This window comes from Streptomyces sp. R41 (genome assembly GCF_041053055.1).
Taxonomy (GTDB): domain Bacteria; phylum Actinomycetota; class Actinomycetes; order Streptomycetales; family Streptomycetaceae; genus Streptomyces.
Map to the genome: position 1 here is coordinate 8,711,678 of NZ_CP163443.1, position 22,203 is coordinate 8,733,880.

The window sequence follows — 22,203 nt, forward strand, 5'->3', positions numbered from 1 at the left end:
TTCCCCGGGTGTGCGCTTCCGGCCGACGCGGTGCTAGTCGTCGTTCAGGTGGGCGAGGAGAAGGTTGGGGTCCTTGGCGGTGACGTAGGCGGCGCTCAGCACGTAGACGGTGTCGCCGCGCAGGGCGATGGACGTGGGGTTCTGCAGGCCGTCGGCCGGGGTCAGCACGATGGAGTGGCTGCCGTCGGGCTGGACGAGCGCGACCTCGCCGGGGCCGTTGAGGGCGGCCAGCAGCTGGTCGCCGTGGCCGGTGAAGGCGAAGTCGTCGATCCCTGGCAGGCCGGTGGCCTCGGTCCGGACCGAACCGGCGCGCCCGTCTTGGAGGATGGGGATGCGCAGGATGGTGCCTTTGTCGAGGTTGGTGGCCCAGACCGCGCCGTTGTGGATCTTCAGGCCGTTGGCGCCGAGGAAGCCAGTGGAGGCCAGTTCGGGGGCGGTGGACCAGGCGGTGGGGGTGCCGCCGGTGGTGGGCAGGCTCCAGACGGTGCCCAGCACGGAGTCGGTGACGTAGAGGGTGTGGGTGCGCGGGTCCAGGGTCAGGCCGTTGGGCAGGCCGTCCGCGGGTAGCGCGGCGATGCGCTGCGCTTGGCCGCCGGGGCGAAGGCGCCACACGCCGGTGAGGTCGGGGGTGCCAGTGGCGTACAGGAAGTACAGGGTGCCGTCGTGGGCACGGACGATGCCGACGGTCAGCGGGAAGCCCAGGACCGGGGCGTGGATACCGCCGTCGGCGGGCTTGGGCAGGGTGGCCAGGATCCGGGTGGTGCCGTTGGGGGAGACCTCGGCGACCTGGCGGCCCTTGGCGAAGGTGATGTACGCGGCGCCGCCCGGTGCCAGGGCGATGTTCTCCGGCGTCTGGCCCTTGGCCAGGTCGAAGCGCATGGCGATCCGGGCGCTGCTCAGCGGGGCGGACTCCGCCGACGCCGCAGCCGGGCTGAGCGCTGTGGCAGCGGCCGCGACAAGGACAGCCGCCGACACGGCGGACGCGGAGAGCTTCTTGAACATGGTTCCTTCACTGGTTTTCGGGCATGCGGCAGCAACACGCCGACGCACGCGTGGGGACAGGTGGATTCCGCTCGCGGCCATGAGGCCCCGGGGGGCTGATGCCGGCGGCTGGTCGTCGGCTGTGCCCGGGGTGGGGACGGGTGCTCGCAAGTGTCGGCCGAGCGCCTGGTGGCGTTGTGTGAGGTCAGCCGGCGCCGGCCCGTGGCGCCGTCTGCGCCGGGTCGGCCGGGATGGTGTCCTGAGTGATGGCCTGGGCGAGCAGGGCCAGCGCGGCCCGCGAGGTCGAGCCCGCCTCCGTGGTGGCGACCACCATGGTGGGGCCCGGCCCCTGACTCAGGGTCTGCTGAACGACGGTCAGCGGGCCGACCAGCGGGTGCCGCATCTCATAGGCGGCGACGGTGCACGCCTTGACCCGGTGGTCGGCCCACATCGAGGCGAACTCAGTGCTCTTGGCGCTCAGTTCACCCAGAAGCGCATGCAATGCTGTGTCCTGCGGATGCTGGGCCGCCACCAGGCGCAGATTCCCCACCACCGCCCGGGCCTTGCTCGGCCAGTCCGCGTACAGGTCGCGGGTATGACAGTCGAGGAACACCAGTCTGGCCATGTTGGGACGCTGCGCCGACAGGTCCGGGGCACCAGGGTCCAGGTGCCCGGCGAACAGCGCGTGACCCAGGCGATTCCACGCCAGCACGTCACTGCGCAGACCTAGCACGATCGCGGGAACGTCCGCCAGCACGTCCATCAACTGAGCCGTCGCCTCCGTCACACGCTCCGGCGCAGGCCGCCGGCCCCGAGTGCGATTCCTGTCCGCCCGGGCCAGGGCGTGCAAGTACCGCCGCTCGGACTCGTCCAACCGCAGAGCCCCGGCGATCGCTTCCAGCACCTCGGCCGACGCGTTCAGTGACTGCCCCTGCTCCAGCCGGGTGTAGTAGGAGGCGCTCACACCCGCCAGCAGCGCCAACTCCTCGCGCCGAAGACCCGGCACACGCCGACGCTCCCCGTAGGTGGGCACCCCGACATCCTCGGGACGCAGCTGGGAGCGCCGCGCCTGCAGGAAGTCCCCGAGCTGCGATTTTCCGGTCATGGATCCGAGTATGGGCCGACTCGAAACGCACAGCCTGCCCCGGCTGTGGATAGGCACCAGCGGGTCTGGCTCCCCAGCAGGACTGGTGATGACGTGGGCGTCGCCGACCCGGCACCATCCCGCACGCACCCAGGAGGACGCCTTGAGCGCCACCACCAGCGAACACGACCTCTCCGAGGCTCTGGACGCATCGGGCTTCGCCTTCACCAGACGCGCATGGGTCGATGCCGCACCCGCCCGGGTCTATGACCTGGTCAGTGACGTGTCCGCGATCGGCCGCTGGAGCCCCAACGCGACCGACGTCACGTTCGACCAGGGCGCCGGGCCTCGGGTCGGCGCCTGGTTCAGCGGCCGTAATCAGAAGGACGGCAGGGAATGGACCACCCGCTCCCAGGTCGTACGAGCCGACCCTGGCGACGCCTTCACCTTTGTGGTCGGCGGCGCCGAAGACGGCATCGTGCAGTGGAGTTGGACCTTCCACCCCCAGGGACGCGGAACCGTCGTCGAGCAGTCCTGGCAACTCCTCCGCCTCGACCCGGTGCTGGGCACCACCCGCGGCGACCTCGACGCACTCCGCGACTACATGACGAACAGCGTCGAAGCCACCCTGATCTCCCTCGCCCAATGGATCGCCGAAGAGTGAGGTTCCCAGGTGTGGCTTCGTCGACGGCGGCCGGCGTCGAGGAAGCGCCTTCAGTGGCTCCAGCTACCGCCCATTAGATCAAAGGACGCAAACGACACCTGATCACCGACACGCTCGGCCTGGTCCTCGCCAGGTTGCAGGGCCTGCCGCTGCGAGTGCCACTACCGGTCGGCACCGACCCAACCACCGACCAAGGAGCCCGACCAGGATGACGAAGCAGATACAAAAGCCATGGTTGCACTCGTGGTCGCCCGACCACGGCCCTGACCAAGACCGATTCAGTGCGTGACCGGTAGATCCGTGTGTCTCGTGGCCAACTCGTACGCAGAACGACGGCTAGCTCAGATGGGCGCGCTCCTATGAAGCTATCGATAGCCATGTTGGGATGCCCAGCGCAGCCCAATGAGGAAGTCGCAGTCGCCTCCTGGCAAACGGGTCGTGCACTGCGCAGCTGCGCAGTCGTCTCCGGCGCCCAGTGCACACGATGCACACGCCGTTCTGTGGTCGAGTGCGCAGCGTTCGTCTGATGGTGCGCAGCACGGTGTTCCCGGTGATCCGGATGAAGCGGGTCCCGGCGGTGTGCCCGATCTGCTCGGGTTCTCGCCACGCAGCGCGGCCACGGTCCCTCCGCATCCGGCAGGCCGAGCGTCGGGCTGGGACAGGGAGAACAGCGAGCCATCTCCCATGAGCAGAGGTGGTGAGGCGACAACGGTTGAACCATCTGCTGCGACAACTCTTGAACTTAACTGTTGCGTCAACCGTTCCCTACCTTCTCTCAGCGCCTGTGTGTAGGCCCAGGTCAGCCCCCTAATTTGGCGTGGTCGGGAGTCTGACATCCCCTCTGCTGCCCCTGCTCCCATGCCCGGTGGAGAAAAAATACGGGTGGTGGGCGGGCTGGGTCGGCGCGGCGGCCTCGCGGATCGGGGCCGGTTCAGCATGGTTGCGCGTCGGCGGCGGCCTCCGCGCTGGCCGCTGACGCGGCTTGAGAGGGGCGAGCGGTGAGGCGTTGGAGAGTGGGTGCGATCCTGGGTGCTGGGGGCAGTGGCAAGGCTGCTTGAGCCGGGCTGTTCGAGCGACGGCCCTAGACCGACTCCGTGGCCGAGCGCAAGCAACGGCTCGCCCTTCTAACCGACTGAATTGGCGACCTCGATGGTCCGCACTGCGACCCGGTGGGGCGGTAGGTCGTCCACAGCCAGACAGCAGCTCGCAGCACCCTGCAGTCCCGAACCCTTGCGGCACCCCCAGTGGCCGCACACCTCGACCCATCCGCAGGCGGTCGGACGTCGGCGCGGTGAGTTTCGTAACGCGCCCAATTCACCGGTCATTTGATCGATCCCGTGGACCGCCACACACGCCACTGTCGAAGCATGACTGATACCCCCCACCCCATTTCCACGGAACCGGAGCGCGCCCCTGAGCCCGCCGACGGTCCGGCCCGCGCAACCCGCAGATCCGTCATCGCCACCCTGGGCGGCGCGACCCTCGGAGTGGCCGCCCTCGGGCTGACGGGCTCCGCGACGGCACAATCAACCGCTGCCACGGACCGGAACGCCGCAGCCCAGTCACCCGCCCGGCCGGCCGCCGCCTGCGTCCTCACGCCCGAACAGACCGAGGGGCCTTACTACCTGGACCTGGAGACGGTCCGCAAGAACATCACCGAGGGCAAGGCCGGCGTACCGCTCACCCTCCGCATCACGGTGATCGACATCACGACCTGCACCCCTCTGCCCAACACGGCGGTCGACATCTGGCACTGCGACGCGCTGGGGATCTACTCGGGATACGTGGCCGGCGGCTCCACCCCGGATACGACCTTCCTGCGTGGCGTGCAACTGACCGACTCCGCCGGTGTCGCGGAATTCACCACGATCTACCCGGGCTGGTACGTCGGCCGTGCCCTGCACATCCATGTCAAGACACATGTCGGCGGGACCGTTTCCGGCGGGGTGTACCGGGGAGGCCATGTCACCCACACCGGCCAGCTCTACTTCCCGGAGACGTACAACACCAGGGTCGCCGCCCTGGCTCCCTACAGGAGCAATACGGCCACCCGCACGCTCAACGCGAGGGACGGCATCTACCGCAACGGCGGATCCTCGACCCTGTTGACCATCACACCGGTGGGCAGCGACCTCGGTAAGGGAGTGATCGGCACCGTCGTGCTCGGTATAGATCCCGCCGCCACACCCTGACGCACACCCACGAGCGGTGGTCGGTTTCCCTTCGAAGGTCCCGGCTACCGCTGGTGTGTCGTCAACGGCCGCCGTGCGCGCGCGAAGGGACACGCAGATGGACGCGATGGTTTCGTCCCTGGAATGTGCGGCCAGGAATCGAGGATGAGCCGGAGTCGAACGTGCGAGGTGTGCGGCGCAGCGCTGACCCCGAGACCGCACGGCGGTCGCCCGGCTCGCTACTGCTCCAACGCGTGCAGACAACGGGCGCTCAGGCAACGGGCGGCGCGCGGGGATTCCCGCCGGCCCCTGTCAACCGCGTCACCTGCCTCACCTGCCGCGTCGACCGCTGTCTCCTTGATCGCCCAGGGCCGCGACCTGCCACGGGCGCTCGACTCCTTTGTCGGCCGACAGCAGGAACTGTCGAGCTTGCGCACCCTGCCGAGGACCTCGCGGTTGGTCACCCTGACCGGTGTCGGCGGCGTCGGAAAGACGCGCCTGGCGCTGGAGTTCGCCAAGGGACTGCCCGGCCGCGACGGACAGGTCGACCTGGTCGAACTCGACTCGCTGCAGGACGGCGCCTTGCTCGCGCAGTCTGTGGCCGCCGCGCTGGCCGTGGGTGAAGGGGCGGGGCAATCCGGCCTCGACGTTCTGGTCCGCGCGATCGGCGACGCTTCCCGGCTTTTGATTCTGGACAATTGCGAGCATCTGGCCGAGCCGTGTGCCCGACTGACCGCGGCCCTCCTCGGCCGCTGCCCTCGGCTACGGATCCTGGCCACGAGCCGGGAGGCCCTGCGGGTACCCGGCGAGATCGTGTTCAGGGTCGGCGAGCTGTCCCTGCCGCCGGCTGACGCCGGGGAGGATCCGATAGCCCTGCTGCGATCGGATGCCGTCCGGCTGTTCGTCGAACGTGCCACAAGTTGCGCACCCGGATTCACGCTCCGCCGCGGCAATGGCCGGGCCGTTGCCGAGATCTGCCGCCGACTGGACGGCCTGACACTCGCCATCGAACTGGCGGCTCGCCGGGTCGGCACCCTTCCACTGAATGACATCCTGGCCGGACTGGACGACCAGCTGTCTCTTCTGACCGACGGAAGCAGAATCGGGCCGCCGCGCCACCGGGGACTGGCCGCTGCGATCGACTGGAGCCATCGGCTGCTTGATCCGGCGGAGCAGGCCGTCTTCCGGCGCCTCGCGGTCCTCGTCGGTGGCTTCGACACCGCTGCGGCGCAGGCGGTCTGCGCCGCCGACGGCATCGCACCGCGGCAGATACTCCGCGTCCTGTGCGCGCTTGAGGCCAAGTCCCTCATCGCACGTGTGCCAGGAGACGCGCAGCCCGCGCGATTCAGACAGTTGGGCGCGATCCGTGTCTACGCGATGGAGCGCCTGCACGCATCCGGCGAGCTGCACACCACTCGGGAACGGGCCATCGAGTGGCTGATCGGGCTGGCGGACGGGGTGGGCGACGAGGTGTTCGCCGACCAGGCCGGCGGCCCCCTGACCGTGGAACGGGACAATCTCGCGGTGGCCCTGGCCTGCACGACCGGCCGCGACGGCTCCTCCCACCTGCGGCTGACGCTGGAACTGGCTCGGGTCCACTTCCAGCAGGAGCAGCCGTCGGCCGCCCGTTCGCTGCTGAGCGGGCTGCTGCGGGAAGCCGACGGCCGGGCGCTCGGTGGTGCGGTGCCGGCGCTCGCCGCGCGCGTGGCATGCCAGCAGGCCGACCTGGCGCAAGCACTGCGCCTGGGCGAGCAGGCGGTCGACATGGAGCGCACCCGCAACCACCCCGCCGGCCTTGCCAACGCCCTGGACGCGCGGGCCGCGGCACGGCTGTGCCGCGGCGAATTCGCCGCCGCCGTTGCGGACCTGCGCGAGTGCCTGGACATCGTCGCCGCGCTCGGCAATCCGCACGACACGGCATGGTGCACGCATCATCTGGCGTGGGCGCTGCTCCAAGCCGGTCACGAACTCGAGGCCGACGCGCTCATGTCCCGCTGCCTGCCGGTGCTCAGGCAGCACGCGCCGTGGAGCCGGGTCGCGGCCGCTCTGCACACCGCAGGCGCCGTGCGGCTGGCTCTGGGCCGACTGGAAAGTGCCGAGGCTCTGTTCACCGAAGTGCTGCGGATCGTCCCCGAAGCAAGTTTCCACGCTCTGTACCCCATTGAGGGCCTGGCACTCGTGGCCGCCGAGAGTGGCGACCTGCAGCGAGCCTTACGGCTTTACGAGGCGGCTGTGCAGGCACGCCGCCGGTTGGACACCGAGCCCGAGGCTCCATGGCGACGCCAGGTGGAGCAGACGGCGACTCGTGCGCGAAAGCGGCTGTCGCCGGCCGCGCGGGAGGCGGCCGTCAGCGGCGGTCACCGGCTGCTCGGGGATCGGCTTGTCGCGTACGCCCTGCGGAACGGGCGCGGTGACCACCGAACGGCGACGGACGCGGTACAGCTCGTCGACGACCGGTCCACGCTCACCGCAAGGGAGTTCATGGTGGCCGAACTGGTCGCCGACGGACTGACCAACCGGCAGATCGCGGACCGGCTCGGTCTGTCGATACGTACGGTTGCCACGCATCTGGACAAGGTCCGCGACAAGCTGGGCGTACGATCTCGCACGCAGATCGCCTTGTGGGTGGCCGCACGGCCACGGACGGGCGCATCTCGTTGCGATGAGTTCCGCGATGGGCCCAGGTGACCCGCTGCAAAATCACCTCGAAGCGCCCCGGCCCAGCGGCCCTCAGGGTTCCAGGACGAGCAGCTGAGCCTCCTCCGGGGACCAGCCGACCGTCACTTCGCTGTCGAGGATGCCCGTCGCGCGCGAGCCCGTGCCGAGTTCGCGCATGACCACGTCCTGGCCGCTCACGTGCAGCCGGTGGCGGATCGTGGCGCCGAGGCTGGTGGACGACAGCACCCGGCCGGAGCCGCGGTTCTCGGTGCGGTCGGCGTCGACGAACCGCAGATGCTCGGGGCGGATGGAGACCGCGTACGCGTCGCCCTTGGCCCCGCGGTCGCGTACCCGGCCGACTCCCCATGCGCCGAGGTCGACGACGGCCTCGCCGTCCCCCCGTTCGAGCACCGTGCAGGGCAGCAGGTTGGTGTCGCCGAGGAAGTTGGCCACCCAGTCGGTACGCGGATGTGCGTACACGTCCTCGGGGGCGCCCTCCTGCACGATCCTGCCGTCGCGCATGACCACGATCCTGTCGGACATGGACATGGCCTCGTCCTGGTCATGGGTGACGAACAGGACGGAGATACCGAGCGATTGCTGCAGTGTCTTGACCTCGTCCTGCATCTGCTCACGCAGCCGCTTGTCCAGGGCGCCCATCGGCTCGTCCAGGAGAAGGGCGGCGGGGTTGAACACCAGGGCGCGGGCGAGCGCGACGCGCTGCTGCTGGCCGCCGGACATCTGGCGCGGACGACGGTCGCCGAGCCCGGCCAGACCGACGCGGGCGAGTGCCTCTTCCGCGCGCCCCCGCCGCTCGCCGCGCTGGATCCCTCGCATGCGCAGCGGGAACTCGACGTTCTCGGCGGCGCTCATGTGCGGGAACAGGGCGTAACTCTGGAAGACGACGCCGAGGTTGCGGTCCTTGGGAGGCAGCCGGTCCACCGGTTCGCCGTCGATCAGCACGGTGCCGGAGGTGAGTTCCTCGAAGCCGGCGACCATCATCATCGTCGTGGTCTTGCCCGAACCGCTCGGCCCGAGCAAGGTGACGAACTCGCCGGGTTCGACGGACAGATCGAGATCATCGACGGCGGCGACATGCCCGTACATCTTGCGGACGCCCCGCAGCTCGATGGCGCCACGCCGCTCCTCGTGGGGAGCCGAGGCGGATGTCTGCTGTGTGGTCGTGGTCGTCATGGATCACCCTGTCTGTTCGGGGGCGGTCAAGGGGAGCAGCCGCGCGACGGAGCGGCGGCGGATGGTGAAGCAGACCTGTACGAGCAGACCGAGGGTGGCGACGGTGACGAGCATCGCCGAGGACACGGCGATCTTCGGGGTCAGGTTGTACTGGATGTCGGTGAACATCTTCACCGGCAGCGTCGTCGCGTTCGGGGACTGCAGGAACAGCGCTATGACCGTCTCGTCGATGGACACCGAGAAGGCGAACAGGGCCCCCGCGATCAGCCCCGGCCGGATGACCGGGAGATAGACGAACCGCATGACGGAGAACGCTCCCGCGCCCAGGCTGCTCGCCGAGCGGACCAGCGCCGGGTTCAGCCCGGCGAGGCTGGCCCGCACGGTGAGGAAGGCGTACGGCACGGCGATCACGGCATGGGCGAGGCCGATCGGCAGGACCGTCCCCACCATGCCGACGGAGATGAAGAACTGGTAGAACGCCAGAGCCAGCACCACCGCGGGCACGATCATCGGTGCCAGCAGCAGGCCTGTGATCGCCGCCTTCCCGGGAAACGTACGCCCGTGCAGCGCCACCGCGGCCGTCCCGCCGAGCAGTACCGCGATCGCCACCGCGACACCGGCCGCCTGGAGGCTGGCGGACAGGGCCGACATCCACGCCTGGTCGCTGAAGAATCCGGTGACCGCCTCGGTGGACAACTGCTGGGGTGGAAAGGTGATGTAGCGGCTGCCGGTGAACGCCATCGGCAGCACGATCAGCGTCGGTACGACCAGGAAGACGAAAACCGGCACCGAGGCGATCAGCGAGGACACATGTCGAGGTCTAGCCGGCCTCATATTCGCCTCCTGCACGAAGGATCCGCTGGTATATCGCGACAAACACGCTGACGATGACGGTCAGCAGCAGCGCGAGCGCCGACGCACCGGCGAAATCGGTCAACTGCCTTGCGTAGAAATCGATCTGATTGGCGATCATCATGTCGCCGGGACCGCCGAGCACGACGGGCGTGATGAAGAATCCCGTGCTGATGATGAACACCAGCAGGCCGGCAGCGGAGACGCCCGGCACGGTCAGCGGCAGGATGATCCGGCGGAAGATCGACGCCTCGCCCGCCCCCAGCGACCGCGCAGCCAGTTCGAGCCGGTCGTCGATCGCGGCAAGGGCCGCGAAGATCGGGAAGACGGCGTACGGCAGCAGGTAGTGCACCATGCCGACCACCACGGCGAAACGGTTGTGGAGCAGGGCCACCGGGGCATCGGTGATACCGAGCCCCTGCAGTGCGGTGTTCACCAGGCCGTTGTCCTGCAGCAGGACCGCCCAGGCGAAGTTCTTCACCAGGACGCCCGTCCAGAAGGGCAGCAGCACCAGAGCGAAGAGAATGACCCGGGCCAGCGGCCCGCGCCGCCAGATCACCACGGCCAGCAGGTAGCCGAGCACGACCGTGGCGAGCGTCGACAGCGCGCTGATCTCAAAGGTGTTGAGCAGCGACCGCGACACCAGAGGGTCCTTGAGCACGCGCTGGTAGGCGTCCCCGTGGGTGCTCGCCGCGACAAGTTTGCCGAGAGGCGTCAGGAAGAGTACGGCGTCGAAGGCGAGTACGGGTGCGAGCAGCAGCAACCACGTGCCGCGCGGGCGCCGCCGCCGCGGCGCATCGGCGCCGGCGGAAGCGGACGCCGCGGCAGGTGTGACGGTGGACGTCATCAGCTGCCCGCCTGCCACAGCTTGAAGCGCTGCTCGGTCGCCTTGAGGTTCTTGGCCCACCAGGCGTCGTCGCGCACCAGGATGGAGCCCGCCAGCTTGGGGCTGGTGGGCAGGGAATCGGCCACCGAGGAGGGCAGCTTGGCCAGGGCCGGGGTGTTGGCCAGGGTGAGGTTGGTGGTCTGGATGAAGTCGGCGCCGGCCGCGGCGTCGTTGCTCATGAAGTCCAGGAGCCGGAAGGCCGCCTCCTTGTTCCTGGCGCCCTTGGGGACCACGAAGTAGTCGCCGGCGACGACACTGTTGTTGGCGGTGAAGTTGAGCCTTGCCCCGTCCTTGCGGGCGGCGCTGATCCGGTTGTTGAAGCTGGTCGAGAGCGCGACCTCGCCCGAGGTCAGCTGCTGGATCGGCTCCTGATTGGCCGTGTGGTAGATCAGCCCGTCCCGCCCGGGGTGCTGGGCCAGGTATGTGAGGGCGGCATCGACGTCGAGGGGGTAGATCTTGTCGAACGGCACGCCCGCCGCGAGCCGTGCCGCCTCCAGGATCGAGCTGTCGGACAACTGCGAGTAGACGGATCGCTTGCCCTTGTAGCGCCCCTGGTCCAGGAACTGCTCCCAATTCTTGGGTGCTTGCACATCGGGGATGTGCTTTTGGTCCCAGGCCATCACGAAAAGGAAGCTCAGATACTTGATGCCGTAGTCGGCCTTCGCATAGGCGGGCAGCCCCTTGTCGCTGATGACGCCGTAGTCCAGCTTCTCCAACAGCCCCTCGTCGACGGCCTGGAGGTATTCCGGTGCCGTCAACTCCACCAGATCCCACTGGACATCGCCGGACTGGACCTGGGCCTTGAGCCCGGCGAGGCTGGTGTTGGCCAGCAGCGACGGACGCACACCCGACTTCTTCTCGAACGGCTTGAGCAGGGTCTTTGTCAGCTGGTCGTTGTATGAGCCGCCGTACGAGGTGACGGTCACAGTCGTGTTCGGTTTGGCCGACGGGGTCGACTTGGTGCTGCACGCGGTGAGCAGACTCCCCGCCAGGGGCGCCGCCAGCGCGGAGGCTCCGGCCGCCCGCAGGACCGACCGGCGGCTCATGCTTCTGTCTGACTGCTCGTTCATTGTGGCCATGCCTTTCTTGGAAACGACTTGGAACACGAGGGCCCCGCGTCGGAGCGCACCGATGACAGGTGCGGGGCGTGGTGAAAACGGGGTGCGGCAGGAATCAGCACCAAAGGGGCGAACAGGGGAATCTGCGATGTGTGTCATGAACGATCAGGCCGAAATGTGACCTGGGGAGCCCATAGCCGTCGCCAACGGCCATTACATTCCGGAACCCGTTCGCATCCGCCATCACGATCAGGCGATCCGCGGAAAAGGGAACGATCCGGTACACGCGGTCTGCCTCAGCCCGGCGACCGCGTGGCGCAACAGTAGGGACATGTCCTCTGGGCGTCAATGAGTGATTTCCCGGTGGGCGCGCCCATGTCCAGGAGACAGATGTCGCCTTGCCCTACCCGGACCGCATGAACCCTCGCTGGTGTGCAGATCATCCATACGGCGTCGGGACTATGGATGAATCCGCCACTTCTTGGCTGTTCGGGTCGCGGATAGCGTCACTGGCCTGGAACGGAGACCAGGCCTGGTCAGGTCATCCGTGCCTCAGCTGCTGTCCCTCAGGCGTGGCCCGCCGGCGCGGAAGTCGCCAATTCCGCGCCGTTCGGGTCGGCCCTCTCACCCGGCACGACCGGAACGCAATCCCACGGCCGCCCTCCACCCCTGGGGCGCTGCGTCATCGCCGACCTCAAGCCGGCCTCCCAGCAGATCTCTTGTATCCCTACGATTCTCAAGCCACGAGGAGCACGGAACGTCGTGAGCGAAATCCTTACGCTGCGCAATTACATCGACGGCGAATTCGTCGACGCGAAGGACGGTCGCACGCTGCCGGTCGTCGACCCCACCACCGGTGAGGTGTACGCGAGTTCACCGCTCTCGGGGACGGCGGACGTGGACACGGCGATGGCAGTCGCAGCGGCGGCCTTTCCTGTGTGGCGCGACTCCACCCCCAGTACCCGGCAGAAACTGCTCCTGAAGATCGCGGACGCCGTCGAGGCACACGCTGAGGAGCTGGTCGAGGCGGAGTGCCGCGACACCGGCAAGCCGCGCGCCGTGACCAGGACCGAAGAGATCGTTCCCATGGTCGACCAGCTGCGCTTCTTCGCGGGCGCGGCGCGCCTGCTGGAGGGCAAGGCGGCAGGGGAGTACACGGAGGGCCTGACCTCCATCATCCGGCGAGAGCCGATCGGTGTCTGCGCGCAGGTCGCGCCCTGGAACTACCCCATGATGACGGCCGTGTGGAAGTTCGCACCGGCGATCGCCGCGGGCAACACCGTGGTCCTCAAGCCCTCGGACACCACCCCCGCGTCCACGGTGCTGCTCGCCGGGATCGTCGGCGACGTACTGAGGGAGCTGGATCTGCCCGCCGGTGTGCTCAATGTCGTGTGCGGCGACCGGACCACAGGCCAGCTCATGGTCGAGCACCCGGTTCCGGCCATGGCCGCCATCACCGGTTCCGTACGCGCCGGAATCCAGGTCGCCGAGAGCGCCGCCAAGGACGTCAAGCGCGTCCACCTGGAGCTCGGCGGCAAGGCACCCGTGGTCGTCTTCGGCGACGCGGACATCGAGCAGGCCGTCGAGGGCATCACGACGGCGGGCTTCTTCAACGCCGGCCAGGACTGCACGGCCGCCACCCGCGTCCTCGTCCACGAGTCCATTCACGATGAGTTCGTCGTGGCGCTGGCCAAGGCCGCCGCCGACATCAAGACCGGTGGCATCGACGAGGAGGGCGTCCTCTTCGGCCCACTCAACAACGTCAACCAGCTCGCCCAGGTGAGCGGCTTCGTCGACCGGCTCCCCTCGCACGCCAAGGTCGAGGCGGGTGGCCACCGGGTCGGTGAGATCGGCTACTTCTTCGCGCCGACCGTCGTCTCGGGCCTCGAGCAGGACGACGAGATCATCCAGAACGAGGTCTTCGGCCCGGTCATCACCGTCCAGTCCTTCACCGACGAGGACCAGGCCGTGGAGTGGGCCAACGGCGTCGACTACGCACTCGCCTCCTCGGTCTGGACGAAGGACCACGCCCGCGCGATGCGCATGTCCAAGCGCCTCGACTTCGGCTGCGTATGGATCAACACCCACATGATCCTGGTCGCCGAGATGCCACACGGCGGCTACAAGAAGTCCGGCTACGGCAAGGATCTTTCGGCGTACGGCTTCGAGGACTACACGCGGATCAAGCACGTCATGACATCACTGTGAGGTGCTTGGTACGCGGTGCCCGACCTTCCGGGGGCTGCGCCCTTACACGCTGAAAGCCGTCGGCCGTCAGCGTCCTCATCGTCGCGCTACTCGGGAGCGTTCGGCCGCGTCAGCCCCAGGTCATACGCCAGGATCACGGCCTGGATCCGATCCCGCGCTCCCACCTTCGCCAGCACCCGGCCCACGTGGGTCTTCACCGTCGATTCCGCCACGACCAGGCGCTCGGCGATCTCGCGGTTGCTCCAGCCCTGGCCGATGGCGACCAGGATTTCGTACTCGCGTTCGGTCAGGGCCTGCACCCTGGGGTCGTCGGCGGCCTTGCGGCTCGACGACTCGTGGGGGAGGTGGCGGGCGTAGGCGTCCAGGAGGCGGCGGGTCAGGGTGGGGGCGATGACGGCGTCGCCGCCCGCGACCGCGCGGATCCCGGCCAGGAGTTCTTCCGGGTGGGCGTCCTTGAGGAGGAAGCCACTGGCTCCTGCGCGCAGCGCCGCGTGGGCGTACTCGTCCAGGTCGAAGGTGGTCAGGATGAGGACGCGGGAGCGGTCACCGGAGGCGACGATGCGGCGGGTGGCCTCGATGCCGTCCATCCCGGGCATCCGTACGTCCATGAGGATCACGTCCGGGCGGAGTTCGGCGGCCTTGCGGACGGCGTCGCTGCCGTGGGCCGCCTCGCCGACGACCTCGGTGTCGGGGGTGCTCTCCAGGAGCATGCGGAAGCCGAGGCGTTGCAATGGCTGGTCGTCCACGATGAGCACGGTGGTCACGCGACACCGCCCAGGTCGGCAGGCGGGGTGAGGTCGAGGGTCGCCCGCACCGTCCAGCCGCCGCCGGAGACGGGGCCCGCGGTGACGGTCCCGTTGTAGAGGGCTGCGCGTTCTCTCATGCCGGCGAGTCCGTGTCCTTCGTCGTGGGGCGGTCCGGGCCGCACGGTCGCGCCGGCCCGGCCGGTGTCGTGGACGTCGATGTGCAGCCGCGTGTCCTCGACGCTCACCTTCAGGTCGACGCGCGTGTCGTGGCCCGCGTGCTTGAGGGCGTTGGTGAGGGCCTCCTGGACTATGCGGTAAACGGTCAGCTGGACGCCGCGGTCCAAGGTGTCCAGCTCGCCGCCGGTGCGGTAGAGGACCTGTGGGCCGGCGGCGCGGATCCGGGCGCACAGGGCGTCGATGTCCGCGATGCCGGGCTGCGGGCTGAGCTCGGGGGCGGCGGGGGTCTGGGTCTGCTCGCGCAGGACGCCCAGCATGCGACGCAGCTCACCCAGCGCCTGCCGTCCGGTGTCACCGATGAGGACCAGCGCCTGCTTGCCGCGTTCGGGGGCGCGATCGGTCGCGTACGCGCCACCGTCCGCGAGCGTGATGATGACGGAGAGGTTGTGGCCGACGATGTCGTGCATCTCGCGGGCCACCCGGGTGCGTTCGGCGGCGGCGGCCAGCTTGCTGCGCTGGTCGCGTTCGATCTCCAGGCGGGTCGCGCGGTCGCGCAGGACGGCGAGCTGGGCGCGCCGGATCCGTACCGCCAGACCGAGCGCGACCGCCGCGGTGATGGTGCTGAACAGGAAGAACAGCGCGTCCAGGACGGATACTTCGGGCGGCAGCCGCAGAGCGAGCAGACCCAGGGCGCCGGCGGTGACGGCGCAGGCCACGGGCAGCCGCCGGAGCTGTCCGTGCAGCACCAGGCTGTAGAGGGCGATCAGCAGGGCGACGTCGGCGCGCAGCCAGACTCCCAGGGCCAGCTGCAGGAAGAACACCGCGGCGATCACGGCGAAGGCGAGCGACGGCCTTCTGCGCCGCCACAGCAGGGGCAACACCAGTCCGGCCTGCAGCGCGAGTGTCCCCGGCCAGGACAGGTGAGTGAAGCTGATGTCGACGGCACGTCGTTCGTGGTCGTGGTCGTGCACCAGGTCCGGCACGCAGAACATCAGCACCACGACAGCGATCACAGCCGCGTCCAGGATCCACGGGTGGTTCCGGTCGCCCTGCTTGAGCCATCGGCCGAGGCGGGAGAGCCCACTGGCCAGGGGGTGATTCCACGGGAGGTCCGCCTCCGCGGACGGCGGGTCGGGAAGTACCCCCAGGTGGGCGGTGTCGTCGATGCTCATGGGTGTCACTGGTCCGGGCTCATGGGGGTCACCTGTCCATTGTGGGGCCGTCCGCGCGGTTGCGACGGAGCGGCCGACCGGCGCGGCACCCGGCCAGGTGACCCGGCCGGGTGCCGCGCCGTGTCACCGCGCCGGTCGCGAGGACAGTACGCGTCAGGCGTCAGGCATCGGTGCGTACGAGTCGGTAGGCGGCGCCGGCCAGCGCGAGCGCCGTCCAGACGAGGAAGACCAGGAGCCCGGCGGTGGGGGACAGGGCCGTCGAGTCGTGGGTGAGTGCGAACATCGACTCGCCCGCGTTGCTGGGCAGGTACGGGCTGATGTTGTCCTGCCACGAGGTCGGCAGCAGCGAGATCAGACCGGGGACCAGCATCAGCGTGGCGACCAGCACCGCGATGCCGCCGGCGACCGAGCGGAGCAGCGCGCCCAGGGCGGTGCCGATCACGCCGACCAGGCCGAGGTAGAGACCGGCGCCCAGCAGGCTTCGTACGACACCGGAGTCGGAGAGCGTGAGGTCCGCGGACGTGCCGGAGAGGATGCCGCCTGCGATCGGGAACGCGATGAAGGCGCCGAGGGTGGCCACGGCCAGCGCGACCAGGCCGAACACCGCCGCCTTGGACCACAGCACCGGAAGGCGGCGCGGGACCGCGGCCAGCGTAGAGCGGATCATGCCGGTGGAGTACTCACCTGCGGTGACCAGCACGCCCAGCACACCGAGGGCCAGTTGCGCGAAGTTTGTGCCGAACAGGGAGAGGCTGAGCGCGGTGGCCCCGGCGTCGTCCGGGCGCAGGGGACGACCGGAGTTGAGCTCGGACTTGTAATGCGCGGCGGCGATCACGCCGAACGCGATCAGGAACAGCAGGCCCAGACCCAGGGTGATCCAGGTGGAGCGCAGGGAGCACAGTTTGGCCCACTCGGAGCGCAGGACGCGACGCCCGGTGACCTTGTACTGCGGACGCGGCGTCCCCACCGGCGCGGGCGCGGAGCTGTCGGTCACGGTCATGGTGCTCATGCGACCCTCCCAGGGGCCTCGACGGTGGCGGTGGCGTGGTACTCGACGGCGTCGCGGGTCAGGTCCATGAACGCCTGCTCCAGAGAGACGGTCCTGGAGCTGAGCTCGAACAGGGGGATGCCGTACTCGGCGGCCTTGAAGCCGATGGCACGAGCGGACAGGCCGGTCACGTGCAGCTCCTCGGAGCCGACCTCGCCGGTGATCTCGACGCCGGGGCCGGCCAGCACCTCGCGCAGCCGGGCGGGCTGGTCGGACGCCACGGTCACCGTGTCACCGCCGGCCGTGCGGATCAGGTCCTGCACGGTGGTGTCGGCCAGCAGGCGGCCGCGTCCGACGACGATCAGGTGGTCGGCGACCAGCGCCATCTCACTCATCAGATGCGAGGAGACGAAGACGGTACGGCCGTCCGCCGCGAGGGCGGTCAGCAGGTTGCGGATCCACAGCACGCCCTCGGGGTCGAGACCGTTGACCGGCTCGTCGAGCATGATGGTGGCCGGGTCGCCGAGGAGCGCCGCAGCGATGCCCAGCCGCTGGCCCATCCCGAGGGAGAACGCGCCCGCGCGCTTCTTGGCCACGGACTGCAGCCCGGTCAGCTCGATGACCTCCTCCACCCGGCTGCGCGGAATGCCGTGGGTGTGGGCCTGCGCCATCAGGTGATCGAACGCGGACCGGCCCGGATGGATCGACTTGGCCTCCAGCAGCGCGCCGACCTCCTGCAGCGGCGCGCTGTGCTGCGCGTAACGCCTGCCGTTGACGGACACACTGCCACTGGACGGCGCGTCCAGCCCGACGATCATCCGCATGGTGGTGGACTTGCCCGCGCCGTTCGGGCCCAGGAAGCCGGTGACCGTGCCGGGCTTGACGACGAAGTCCAGCTGGTCGACCGCCGTCTTCTCGCCGTACCGCTTCGTCAGCTGATGTGCCTCGATCATCGATCTTCCCTCGCGTTCGGGGGGCCGGACCCCACCTGGCTTCCTCACCTGCCACGTTATGAGGCCGAGGGCCGGGATCCGTCGTACCCGAGGGGTCAATGAAGGGAAGTCGGTAGTACTCCGGTACCACTCGGGCCGGGCGCGGCGCCCCCCGAGGCACGCCGTACCTCCGCAGGGCGGCGCCGCTCCGTCAGACCGCCGGGGTCGCCGCCCAGCTGGCCAGGAGCCTCAAGCGCTCCTCCGTCTGCGAACCCGGCTCCGGCGTGTAGACCACCAACATCTGGTCCGGCTCTCCGGACACCGTCAACGTCTCGTACGGCATGATGAGTTCGCCCACCACGGGGTGCGTCATGCGCTTCGCCCCGTACGTCTTCTCCTTGACCTGGTGGTCCGCCCACAGCCGGCGGAAGTCCTCGCTCCCCAGCGACAACTCGCCCACCAGCGTGGCCAGTTGTCTGTCCTGTGGATGGTTCCCCGCGTCCAGGCGCAGATGGGCGACCGTCTCGGCGGCCACCGCGGGCCAGTCGGGGTACAGCTCGCGCGCCTGCGGGTTGAGGAACACCTGGCGCGGCATGTTCCGCTCCTTGGGCGGCATCCGCGAGAACCCGACGACGGCGTCACCCAGGGCGTTCCACGCGAGCACGTCCATACGGCGGCCGAGCACGAACGCGGGAGCCTTCTCCATCGTGTCGAGAAGGAGACGCAGACCGGGGCGGACCTTCTGGGTGGGCCCTGCTGCGGACTTGCGGCGGGCGGTGGCGGCGGGTCGGGCCACCGTACGCAGATACTCCTGCTCGGTGTCGTCGAGGCGCAGGACGCGCCCGATGGCGTCGAGTACGGCATCCGAGACGGAGGGACCGCGGCCCTGTTCGAGGCGGATGTAGTAGTCGACGCTGACACCCGCGAGCTGGGCGACCTCCTCACGGCGCAGCCCCGGCACCCGCCGCCTGCCGTGGCCGGGCAACCCGACCTCTTCGGGCTGGATGCGGGCGCGCCGCGAGCGCAGGAAGTCGCCGAGTTCCCCGTCCATGGATATGTCCATGGACGAAATCCTAGGTGCCGGGCCCGATCCGATCCTGGTACTGCCGGACCCAGGAAAACCTCAGCCCTGGGTAAGGGCGGCGGCCGGGCACAGGGTGGTGGTCGTCGCCAGGACAGGCCCGGTGACAACCACCGACCCAGGAGTTCCTCATGCCGTACGACACCCTCACCGGACGCACCGCCGTCGTCACCGGAGCCGCCAGCGGTATGGGCGAGGCCACCGCCCGGCTGCTCGCCTCGCACGGCGTGCGGGTGGCGCTGCTCGCCCGCCGGGCCGAGCGGCTGACGGAGCTGGCCGCCAAGATCGTGGCGGACGGCGGGCAGGCCCTCGCGGTCGCGGCCGACGTCACCGACCAGGCCTCCGTGGACGCGGCGGCGTCGCGGGTGCACACCGCGTACGGAGAGGTCGACCTGGTGGTCAACGCGGCGGGCGTGATGCTGCCGAACCCGATCACCGAGGGCCGTGCCGACGAGTGGCAGCGCATGCTGGACACGAACGTGGCCGGCGCGCTGCGCGTCATCCGCGCGTTTACGCCGGACCTGATCGCGGTGGCGGCGGCAGGCCGGACGGCGGACCTGGTGAACATCTCCTCGATCGGCGCGCACATCGCGTTCCCCAACTACGCGGTGTACGGCGCGACGAAGGCCGCGCTGACGCACCTGTCGCAGTCCCTGCGCACGGAGCTGGGCCCGCGCGACGTCCGCGTCACCAACATCGAGCCGGGTCTCACGGACACGGAGCTGGGCGCCCACATCGACAACGCTGAGCTGTCCGGCCAACTGGACGGCATGTTCGACGCCCTGATCGGCCTGACGGCGGACGACATCGCGGACCTGATCGCGTACACGACGAGCCGCGCCCGCCATGTGAACCTCCGCCAGGCGATCGTGCTGCCGACGCGACAGGCGTGACATCTGGTGGCACGGGCCGACACGGCGGCGCTCCCGCGACCAAGGCGCGGGAGCGCCGCCGCATACGCGGTGCGAACGGTCGGCCTCATCGCTGCCGACCGCACTTCTCCGGTACTGCCGCCTTCTCTGGTACTACCGATGCATGGCGATTGAGCGGTTCATCGGTATCGACCTCGCATGGGCGGCGGGTGGACCCCGAACCAGACCGAATGAGACGGGCGTCGCCGTCATCGACGGATCCGGCGAGGTGATCGACTGCGGCTGGACCCGCGGGCTCGAGGAGACGATGTCCTGGCTCGGCGAGGTGGCCGCGGACGGAGCGTCCCTGTGCTTCGTCGACGCGCCCCTGGTCGTCGACAACCCGACCGGCCAGCGGCCGTGCGAGCGGGAGGTCGGCCGACGGTACGGACGCTGGAAGGTGAGCGCGAACAGCACCAACCAGAGCTCTCCCCGTCTGGCGGGGGTGCTCCTGCGTGAAAGCTTGCGGGCGACGGGCTGGGTGTACGACGACGGCAGGGCCGGACCACCGACGGGCGGCTCGGTCCTCTCCGAGTGCTACCCGTACACGACCCTGGTCGGAGCGGCCGAGTTGGGCTACGACCGGGAGCGCCCCACGTACAAGCGCCGGCCCGCGCGCGTCCCGCAGGCCCAGTGGCGAGCGGTGCGCGCGCAGGAGTGCGACCGGCTGATCGCGCGCATGGCGGCCCTGGCCACAGCCGATCCGCCCCTCGTGCTCGCCTCCCACCCGGTGTCGGGCCGGCTGATGGATGAGCCCACGCCTATGGCGTCGGGAGAGTACAAACACCGCGAGGACCTCGTCGACGCGTTGCTGTGCGCGTGGACAGCGGCGCTGTGGTCGCGCCACGGACTGGCGCGCTGCCAGGTCCTGGGCGAGGAGAGCCTCGCACCTTCGGGGGCCGCCGCGACCATCATCGCGCCCGCCCGCCCCGAGCAGCGGCGTGACCGAACGGCTGAGTGAGGGCGGAGGCGAAATCTTCCAGGCGCCCCCTGGACATCCTTTGCGTCTGCCGCAACCATGAGAGCAACTCCATACGGTATGCAATCTACAGTATGGATCGAGGGACTCAGATCACGGCGGCTACGTATACGTGAGGTGGCGATGATGACGAAGGCTCTTGAGGGCGTGCGCGTCCTCGATATGACGCATGTGCAGTCCGGCCCGTCCGCGACGCAGATCCTCGCGTGGCTCGGCGCCGATGTGGTCAAGCTGGAGGCGCCGACCGGTGACATCACCCGCAAGCAGCTGCGGGACATCCCGGACGTCGACTCCCTCTACTTCACGATGCTCAACAGCAACAAGCGGAGCATCACCCTCAACACCAAGACCGAGCGCGGCAAGCAGATCCTCACCGAGCTGATCCGCCGCTGCGACGTCATGGTCGAGAACTTCGCCCCGGGCGCGGTCGACCGCATGGGCTTCACCTGGGACCGCATCCGCGAGATCAACCCCCGTATCGTCTACGCCTCCATCAAGGGTTTCGGCGACGGCCCCTACACCAACTTCAAGGCGTACGAGGTCGTCGCACAGGCCATGGGCGGGTCCATGTCGACCACCGGCTTCGAGGACGGACCACCACTGGCGACCGGAGCCCAGATCGGGGACTCGGGCACGGGCATCCACGCGGTGGCGGGGATTCTCGCGGCGCTGTTCCAGCGGGAGAACACCGGGCGTGGTCAGCGGGTCAACGTGGCCATGCAGCATGCTGTGCTCAACCTCTGCCGGGTGAAGCTGCGGGATCAGCAGCGGCTCGCGCACGGTCCGCTCGCCGAGTTCCCGAACGAGGACTTCGGCGACGAGGTTCCCAGGTCGGGCAACGCGTCCGGCGGCGGTCAGCCCGGCTGGGCGGTCAGGTGCGCACCGGGCGGCCCGAACGACTATGTCTACGTCATCGTGCAGCCCGTCGGCTGGAAGCCGATCGCTGAACTCCTGGGCCGGCCCGAGCTGGCCGACGACCCAGAGTGGGCCACCCCCGAAGCCCGGCTGCCCAAGCTCGGCAAGATGTTCCAGCTCATCGAGGAGTGGACCAGCACTCTCACCAAGTGGCAGGTGCTGGAGAAGCTCAACGACCACAACATCCCCTGTGGTCCCGTCCTGTCCACCAAAGAGATCATCGAGGACGAATCACTGGTCGCCAACGAGATCGTTGTCGAGGTCGAGCACCCCGAGCGCGGAACGTACGTCACGGTCGGCAACCCGCTGAAACTGTCCGATTCCCCGGTCGAGATCGAGCGGTCCCCGCTGCTCGGCGAACACAACGAAGAGATCTTCCTCGGCGAACTCGGCCTCTCCCACGACGAGTTGCCGTTGCTGAAGGCGCAGGGAGTGATCTGATCGACGGCGGCTGGTGCCGCACCTGCACTCCGTCCCGGGCCCGGCGTCAGCCGCCGCGCCCGGGACGGCTTGCGTTTCCCCACCCACCGCTTGATAGGCGGCGTT

The 22,203-nt window shown here is 69.2% G+C and carries 18 protein-coding genes; 7 read left to right on the forward strand and 11 right to left on the reverse strand.

The genetic code is table 11. From position 1 onward, the window contains the following. Window positions 1-33 precede the first annotated feature (33 nt). Window positions 34-1,002 (reverse strand): SMP-30/gluconolactonase/LRE family protein, encoded by a 969-nt coding sequence (locus AB5J53_RS39515; RefSeq protein WP_369250405.1) that lies wholly within the window; start codon window positions 1,000-1,002, stop codon window positions 34-36. Between the two features lie 184 nt (window positions 1,003-1,186). Further along, the gene (locus tag AB5J53_RS39520; protein WP_369250406.1) at window positions 1,187-2,086 is read right to left on the reverse strand and encodes a helix-turn-helix domain-containing protein; all 900 of its coding nucleotides are present in this window, start codon (window positions 2,084-2,086) and stop codon (window positions 1,187-1,189) included. 142 nt (window positions 2,087-2,228) lie between these two features. Here AB5J53_RS39520 and AB5J53_RS39525 point away from each other — a divergent pair, with 142 nt between their 5' ends. From AB5J53_RS39525 to AB5J53_RS39535, 3 genes are all read left to right on the forward strand, one after another. Then, window positions 2,229-2,729, forward strand: coding sequence for an SRPBCC family protein (locus AB5J53_RS39525; RefSeq protein WP_369250407.1), 501 nt, complete (start codon window positions 2,229-2,231; stop codon window positions 2,727-2,729). Between the two features lie 1,367 nt (window positions 2,730-4,096). Continuing rightward, window positions 4,097-4,921 (forward strand): intradiol ring-cleavage dioxygenase, encoded by an 825-nt coding sequence (locus AB5J53_RS39530; RefSeq protein WP_369250408.1) that lies wholly within the window; start codon window positions 4,097-4,099, stop codon window positions 4,919-4,921. Window positions 4,922-5,257: 336 nt separating this feature from the next. After that, window positions 5,258-7,588, forward strand: a complete 2,331-nt coding sequence (locus AB5J53_RS39535; RefSeq protein ID WP_369250409.1) for a LuxR C-terminal-related transcriptional regulator — start codon at window positions 5,258-5,260, stop codon at window positions 7,586-7,588. Between the two features lie 42 nt (window positions 7,589-7,630). Here the strand turns inward: AB5J53_RS39535 and AB5J53_RS39540 are convergent, their stop codons facing one another. From AB5J53_RS39540 to AB5J53_RS39555, 4 genes are read right to left on the reverse strand one after another with little or no spacing between them, the layout of a single operon-like run. Continuing rightward, the gene (locus AB5J53_RS39540) at window positions 7,631-8,752 is read right to left on the reverse strand and encodes an ABC transporter ATP-binding protein (RefSeq protein ID WP_369250410.1); all 1,122 of its coding nucleotides are present in this window, start codon (window positions 8,750-8,752) and stop codon (window positions 7,631-7,633) included. Window positions 8,753-8,755: 3 nt separating this feature from the next. Further along, on the reverse strand, window positions 8,756-9,562 hold the full coding sequence (locus AB5J53_RS39545; RefSeq protein WP_369250411.1) for an ABC transporter permease: 807 nt from the start codon (window positions 9,560-9,562) through the stop codon (window positions 8,756-8,758). A 10-nt stretch (window positions 9,563-9,572) separates the two neighbouring features. After that, complete coding sequence (locus AB5J53_RS39550) at window positions 9,573-10,451, reverse strand: ABC transporter permease (protein WP_369250412.1); 879 nt, start codon at window positions 10,449-10,451, stop codon at window positions 9,573-9,575. After that, window positions 10,451-11,536: an extracellular solute-binding protein gene (locus AB5J53_RS39555; protein WP_369250413.1), complete on the reverse strand. Its 1,086-nt coding sequence runs from the start codon at window positions 11,534-11,536 to the stop codon at window positions 10,451-10,453. The genes AB5J53_RS39550 and AB5J53_RS39555 overlap by 1 nt, the downstream gene beginning before the upstream one ends. Window positions 11,537-12,310: 774 nt before the next feature. On the opposite strand from AB5J53_RS39555, the gene AB5J53_RS39560 reads away from it, so the two are divergent. After that, window positions 12,311-13,756: a gamma-aminobutyraldehyde dehydrogenase gene (locus AB5J53_RS39560; protein ID WP_369250414.1), complete on the forward strand. Its 1,446-nt coding sequence runs from the start codon at window positions 12,311-12,313 to the stop codon at window positions 13,754-13,756. 86 nt (window positions 13,757-13,842) lie between these two features. Here AB5J53_RS39560 and AB5J53_RS39565 read toward each other — a convergent pair whose 3' ends face one another. From AB5J53_RS39565 to AB5J53_RS39585, 5 genes are all read right to left on the reverse strand, one after another. After that, window positions 13,843-14,520, reverse strand: a complete 678-nt coding sequence (locus AB5J53_RS39565) for a response regulator (RefSeq protein WP_369250415.1) — start codon at window positions 14,518-14,520, stop codon at window positions 13,843-13,845. Next, the gene (locus tag AB5J53_RS39570; RefSeq protein WP_369250416.1) at window positions 14,517-15,851 is read right to left on the reverse strand and encodes a sensor histidine kinase; all 1,335 of its coding nucleotides are present in this window, start codon (window positions 15,849-15,851) and stop codon (window positions 14,517-14,519) included. The genes AB5J53_RS39565 and AB5J53_RS39570 overlap by 4 nt, the downstream gene beginning before the upstream one ends. Window positions 15,852-16,011: 160 nt before the next feature. Continuing rightward, complete coding sequence (locus tag AB5J53_RS39575) at window positions 16,012-16,860, reverse strand: ABC transporter permease (RefSeq protein WP_369250417.1); 849 nt, start codon at window positions 16,858-16,860, stop codon at window positions 16,012-16,014. Further along, complete coding sequence (locus AB5J53_RS39580) at window positions 16,857-17,792, reverse strand: ABC transporter ATP-binding protein (RefSeq protein WP_369250418.1); 936 nt, start codon at window positions 17,790-17,792, stop codon at window positions 16,857-16,859. Before AB5J53_RS39580 ends, AB5J53_RS39575 begins: the two co-directional genes overlap by 4 nt. A 190-nt stretch (window positions 17,793-17,982) precedes the next feature. After that, complete coding sequence (locus tag AB5J53_RS39585; RefSeq protein WP_369252749.1) at window positions 17,983-18,822, reverse strand: helix-turn-helix transcriptional regulator; 840 nt, start codon at window positions 18,820-18,822, stop codon at window positions 17,983-17,985. Window positions 18,823-18,983: 161 nt separating this feature from the next. On the opposite strand from AB5J53_RS39585, the gene AB5J53_RS39590 reads away from it, so the two are divergent. The 3 genes from AB5J53_RS39590 (at window position 18,984) to frc (ending at window position 22,098) form a co-directional block, all read left to right on the forward strand. Next, a complete protein-coding gene (locus AB5J53_RS39590) occupies window positions 18,984-19,745 on the forward strand; it encodes an SDR family oxidoreductase (protein ID WP_369250419.1) in 762 nt (253 codons plus the stop codon). A gap of 142 nt (window positions 19,746-19,887) precedes the next feature. Beyond that, window positions 19,888-20,724: a DUF429 domain-containing protein gene (locus AB5J53_RS39595; protein WP_369250420.1), complete on the forward strand. Its 837-nt coding sequence runs from the start codon at window positions 19,888-19,890 to the stop codon at window positions 20,722-20,724. 141 nt (window positions 20,725-20,865) lie between these two features. After that, window positions 20,866-22,098, forward strand: a complete 1,233-nt coding sequence (frc, locus tag AB5J53_RS39600) for a formyl-CoA transferase (protein ID WP_369250421.1) — start codon at window positions 20,866-20,868, stop codon at window positions 22,096-22,098. Window positions 22,099-22,203: the final 105 nt, after the last annotated feature.

Bases quoted from the DNA above. Each gene is read 5' to 3' on its own strand.
- AB5J53_RS39580 (WP_369250418.1), bottom strand. From the start codon at position 17,792: ATGATCGAGGCACATCAGCTGACGAAGCGGTACGGCGAGAAGACGGCG.
- frc (WP_369250421.1), top strand. From the start codon at position 20,866: ATGATGACGAAGGCTCTTGAGGGCGTGCGCGTCCTCGATATGACGCAT.
- AB5J53_RS39540 (WP_369250410.1), bottom strand. From the start codon at position 8,752: ATGACGACCACGACCACACAGCAGACATCCGCCTCGGCTCCCCACGAG.
- AB5J53_RS39515 (WP_369250405.1), bottom strand. From the start codon at position 1,002: ATGTTCAAGAAGCTCTCCGCGTCCGCCGTGTCGGCGGCTGTCCTTGTC.
- AB5J53_RS39520 (WP_369250406.1), bottom strand. From the start codon at position 2,086: ATGACCGGAAAATCGCAGCTCGGGGACTTCCTGCAGGCGCGGCGCTCC.
- AB5J53_RS39550 (WP_369250412.1), bottom strand. From the start codon at position 10,451: ATGACGTCCACCGTCACACCTGCCGCGGCGTCCGCTTCCGCCGGCGCC.
- AB5J53_RS39570 (WP_369250416.1), bottom strand. From the start codon at position 15,851: ATGAGCATCGACGACACCGCCCACCTGGGGGTACTTCCCGACCCGCCG.
- AB5J53_RS39585 (WP_369252749.1), bottom strand. From the start codon at position 18,822: ATGGACGGGGAACTCGGCGACTTCCTGCGCTCGCGGCGCGCCCGCATC.
- AB5J53_RS39555 (WP_369250413.1), bottom strand. From the start codon at position 11,536: ATGAGCCGCCGGTCGGTCCTGCGGGCGGCCGGAGCCTCCGCGCTGGCG.
- AB5J53_RS39530 (WP_369250408.1), top strand. From the start codon at position 4,097: ATGACTGATACCCCCCACCCCATTTCCACGGAACCGGAGCGCGCCCCT.
- AB5J53_RS39590 (WP_369250419.1), top strand. From the start codon at position 18,984: ATGCCGTACGACACCCTCACCGGACGCACCGCCGTCGTCACCGGAGCC.
- AB5J53_RS39595 (WP_369250420.1), top strand. From the start codon at position 19,888: ATGGCGATTGAGCGGTTCATCGGTATCGACCTCGCATGGGCGGCGGGT.
- AB5J53_RS39575 (WP_369250417.1), bottom strand. From the start codon at position 16,860: ATGAGCACCATGACCGTGACCGACAGCTCCGCGCCCGCGCCGGTGGGG.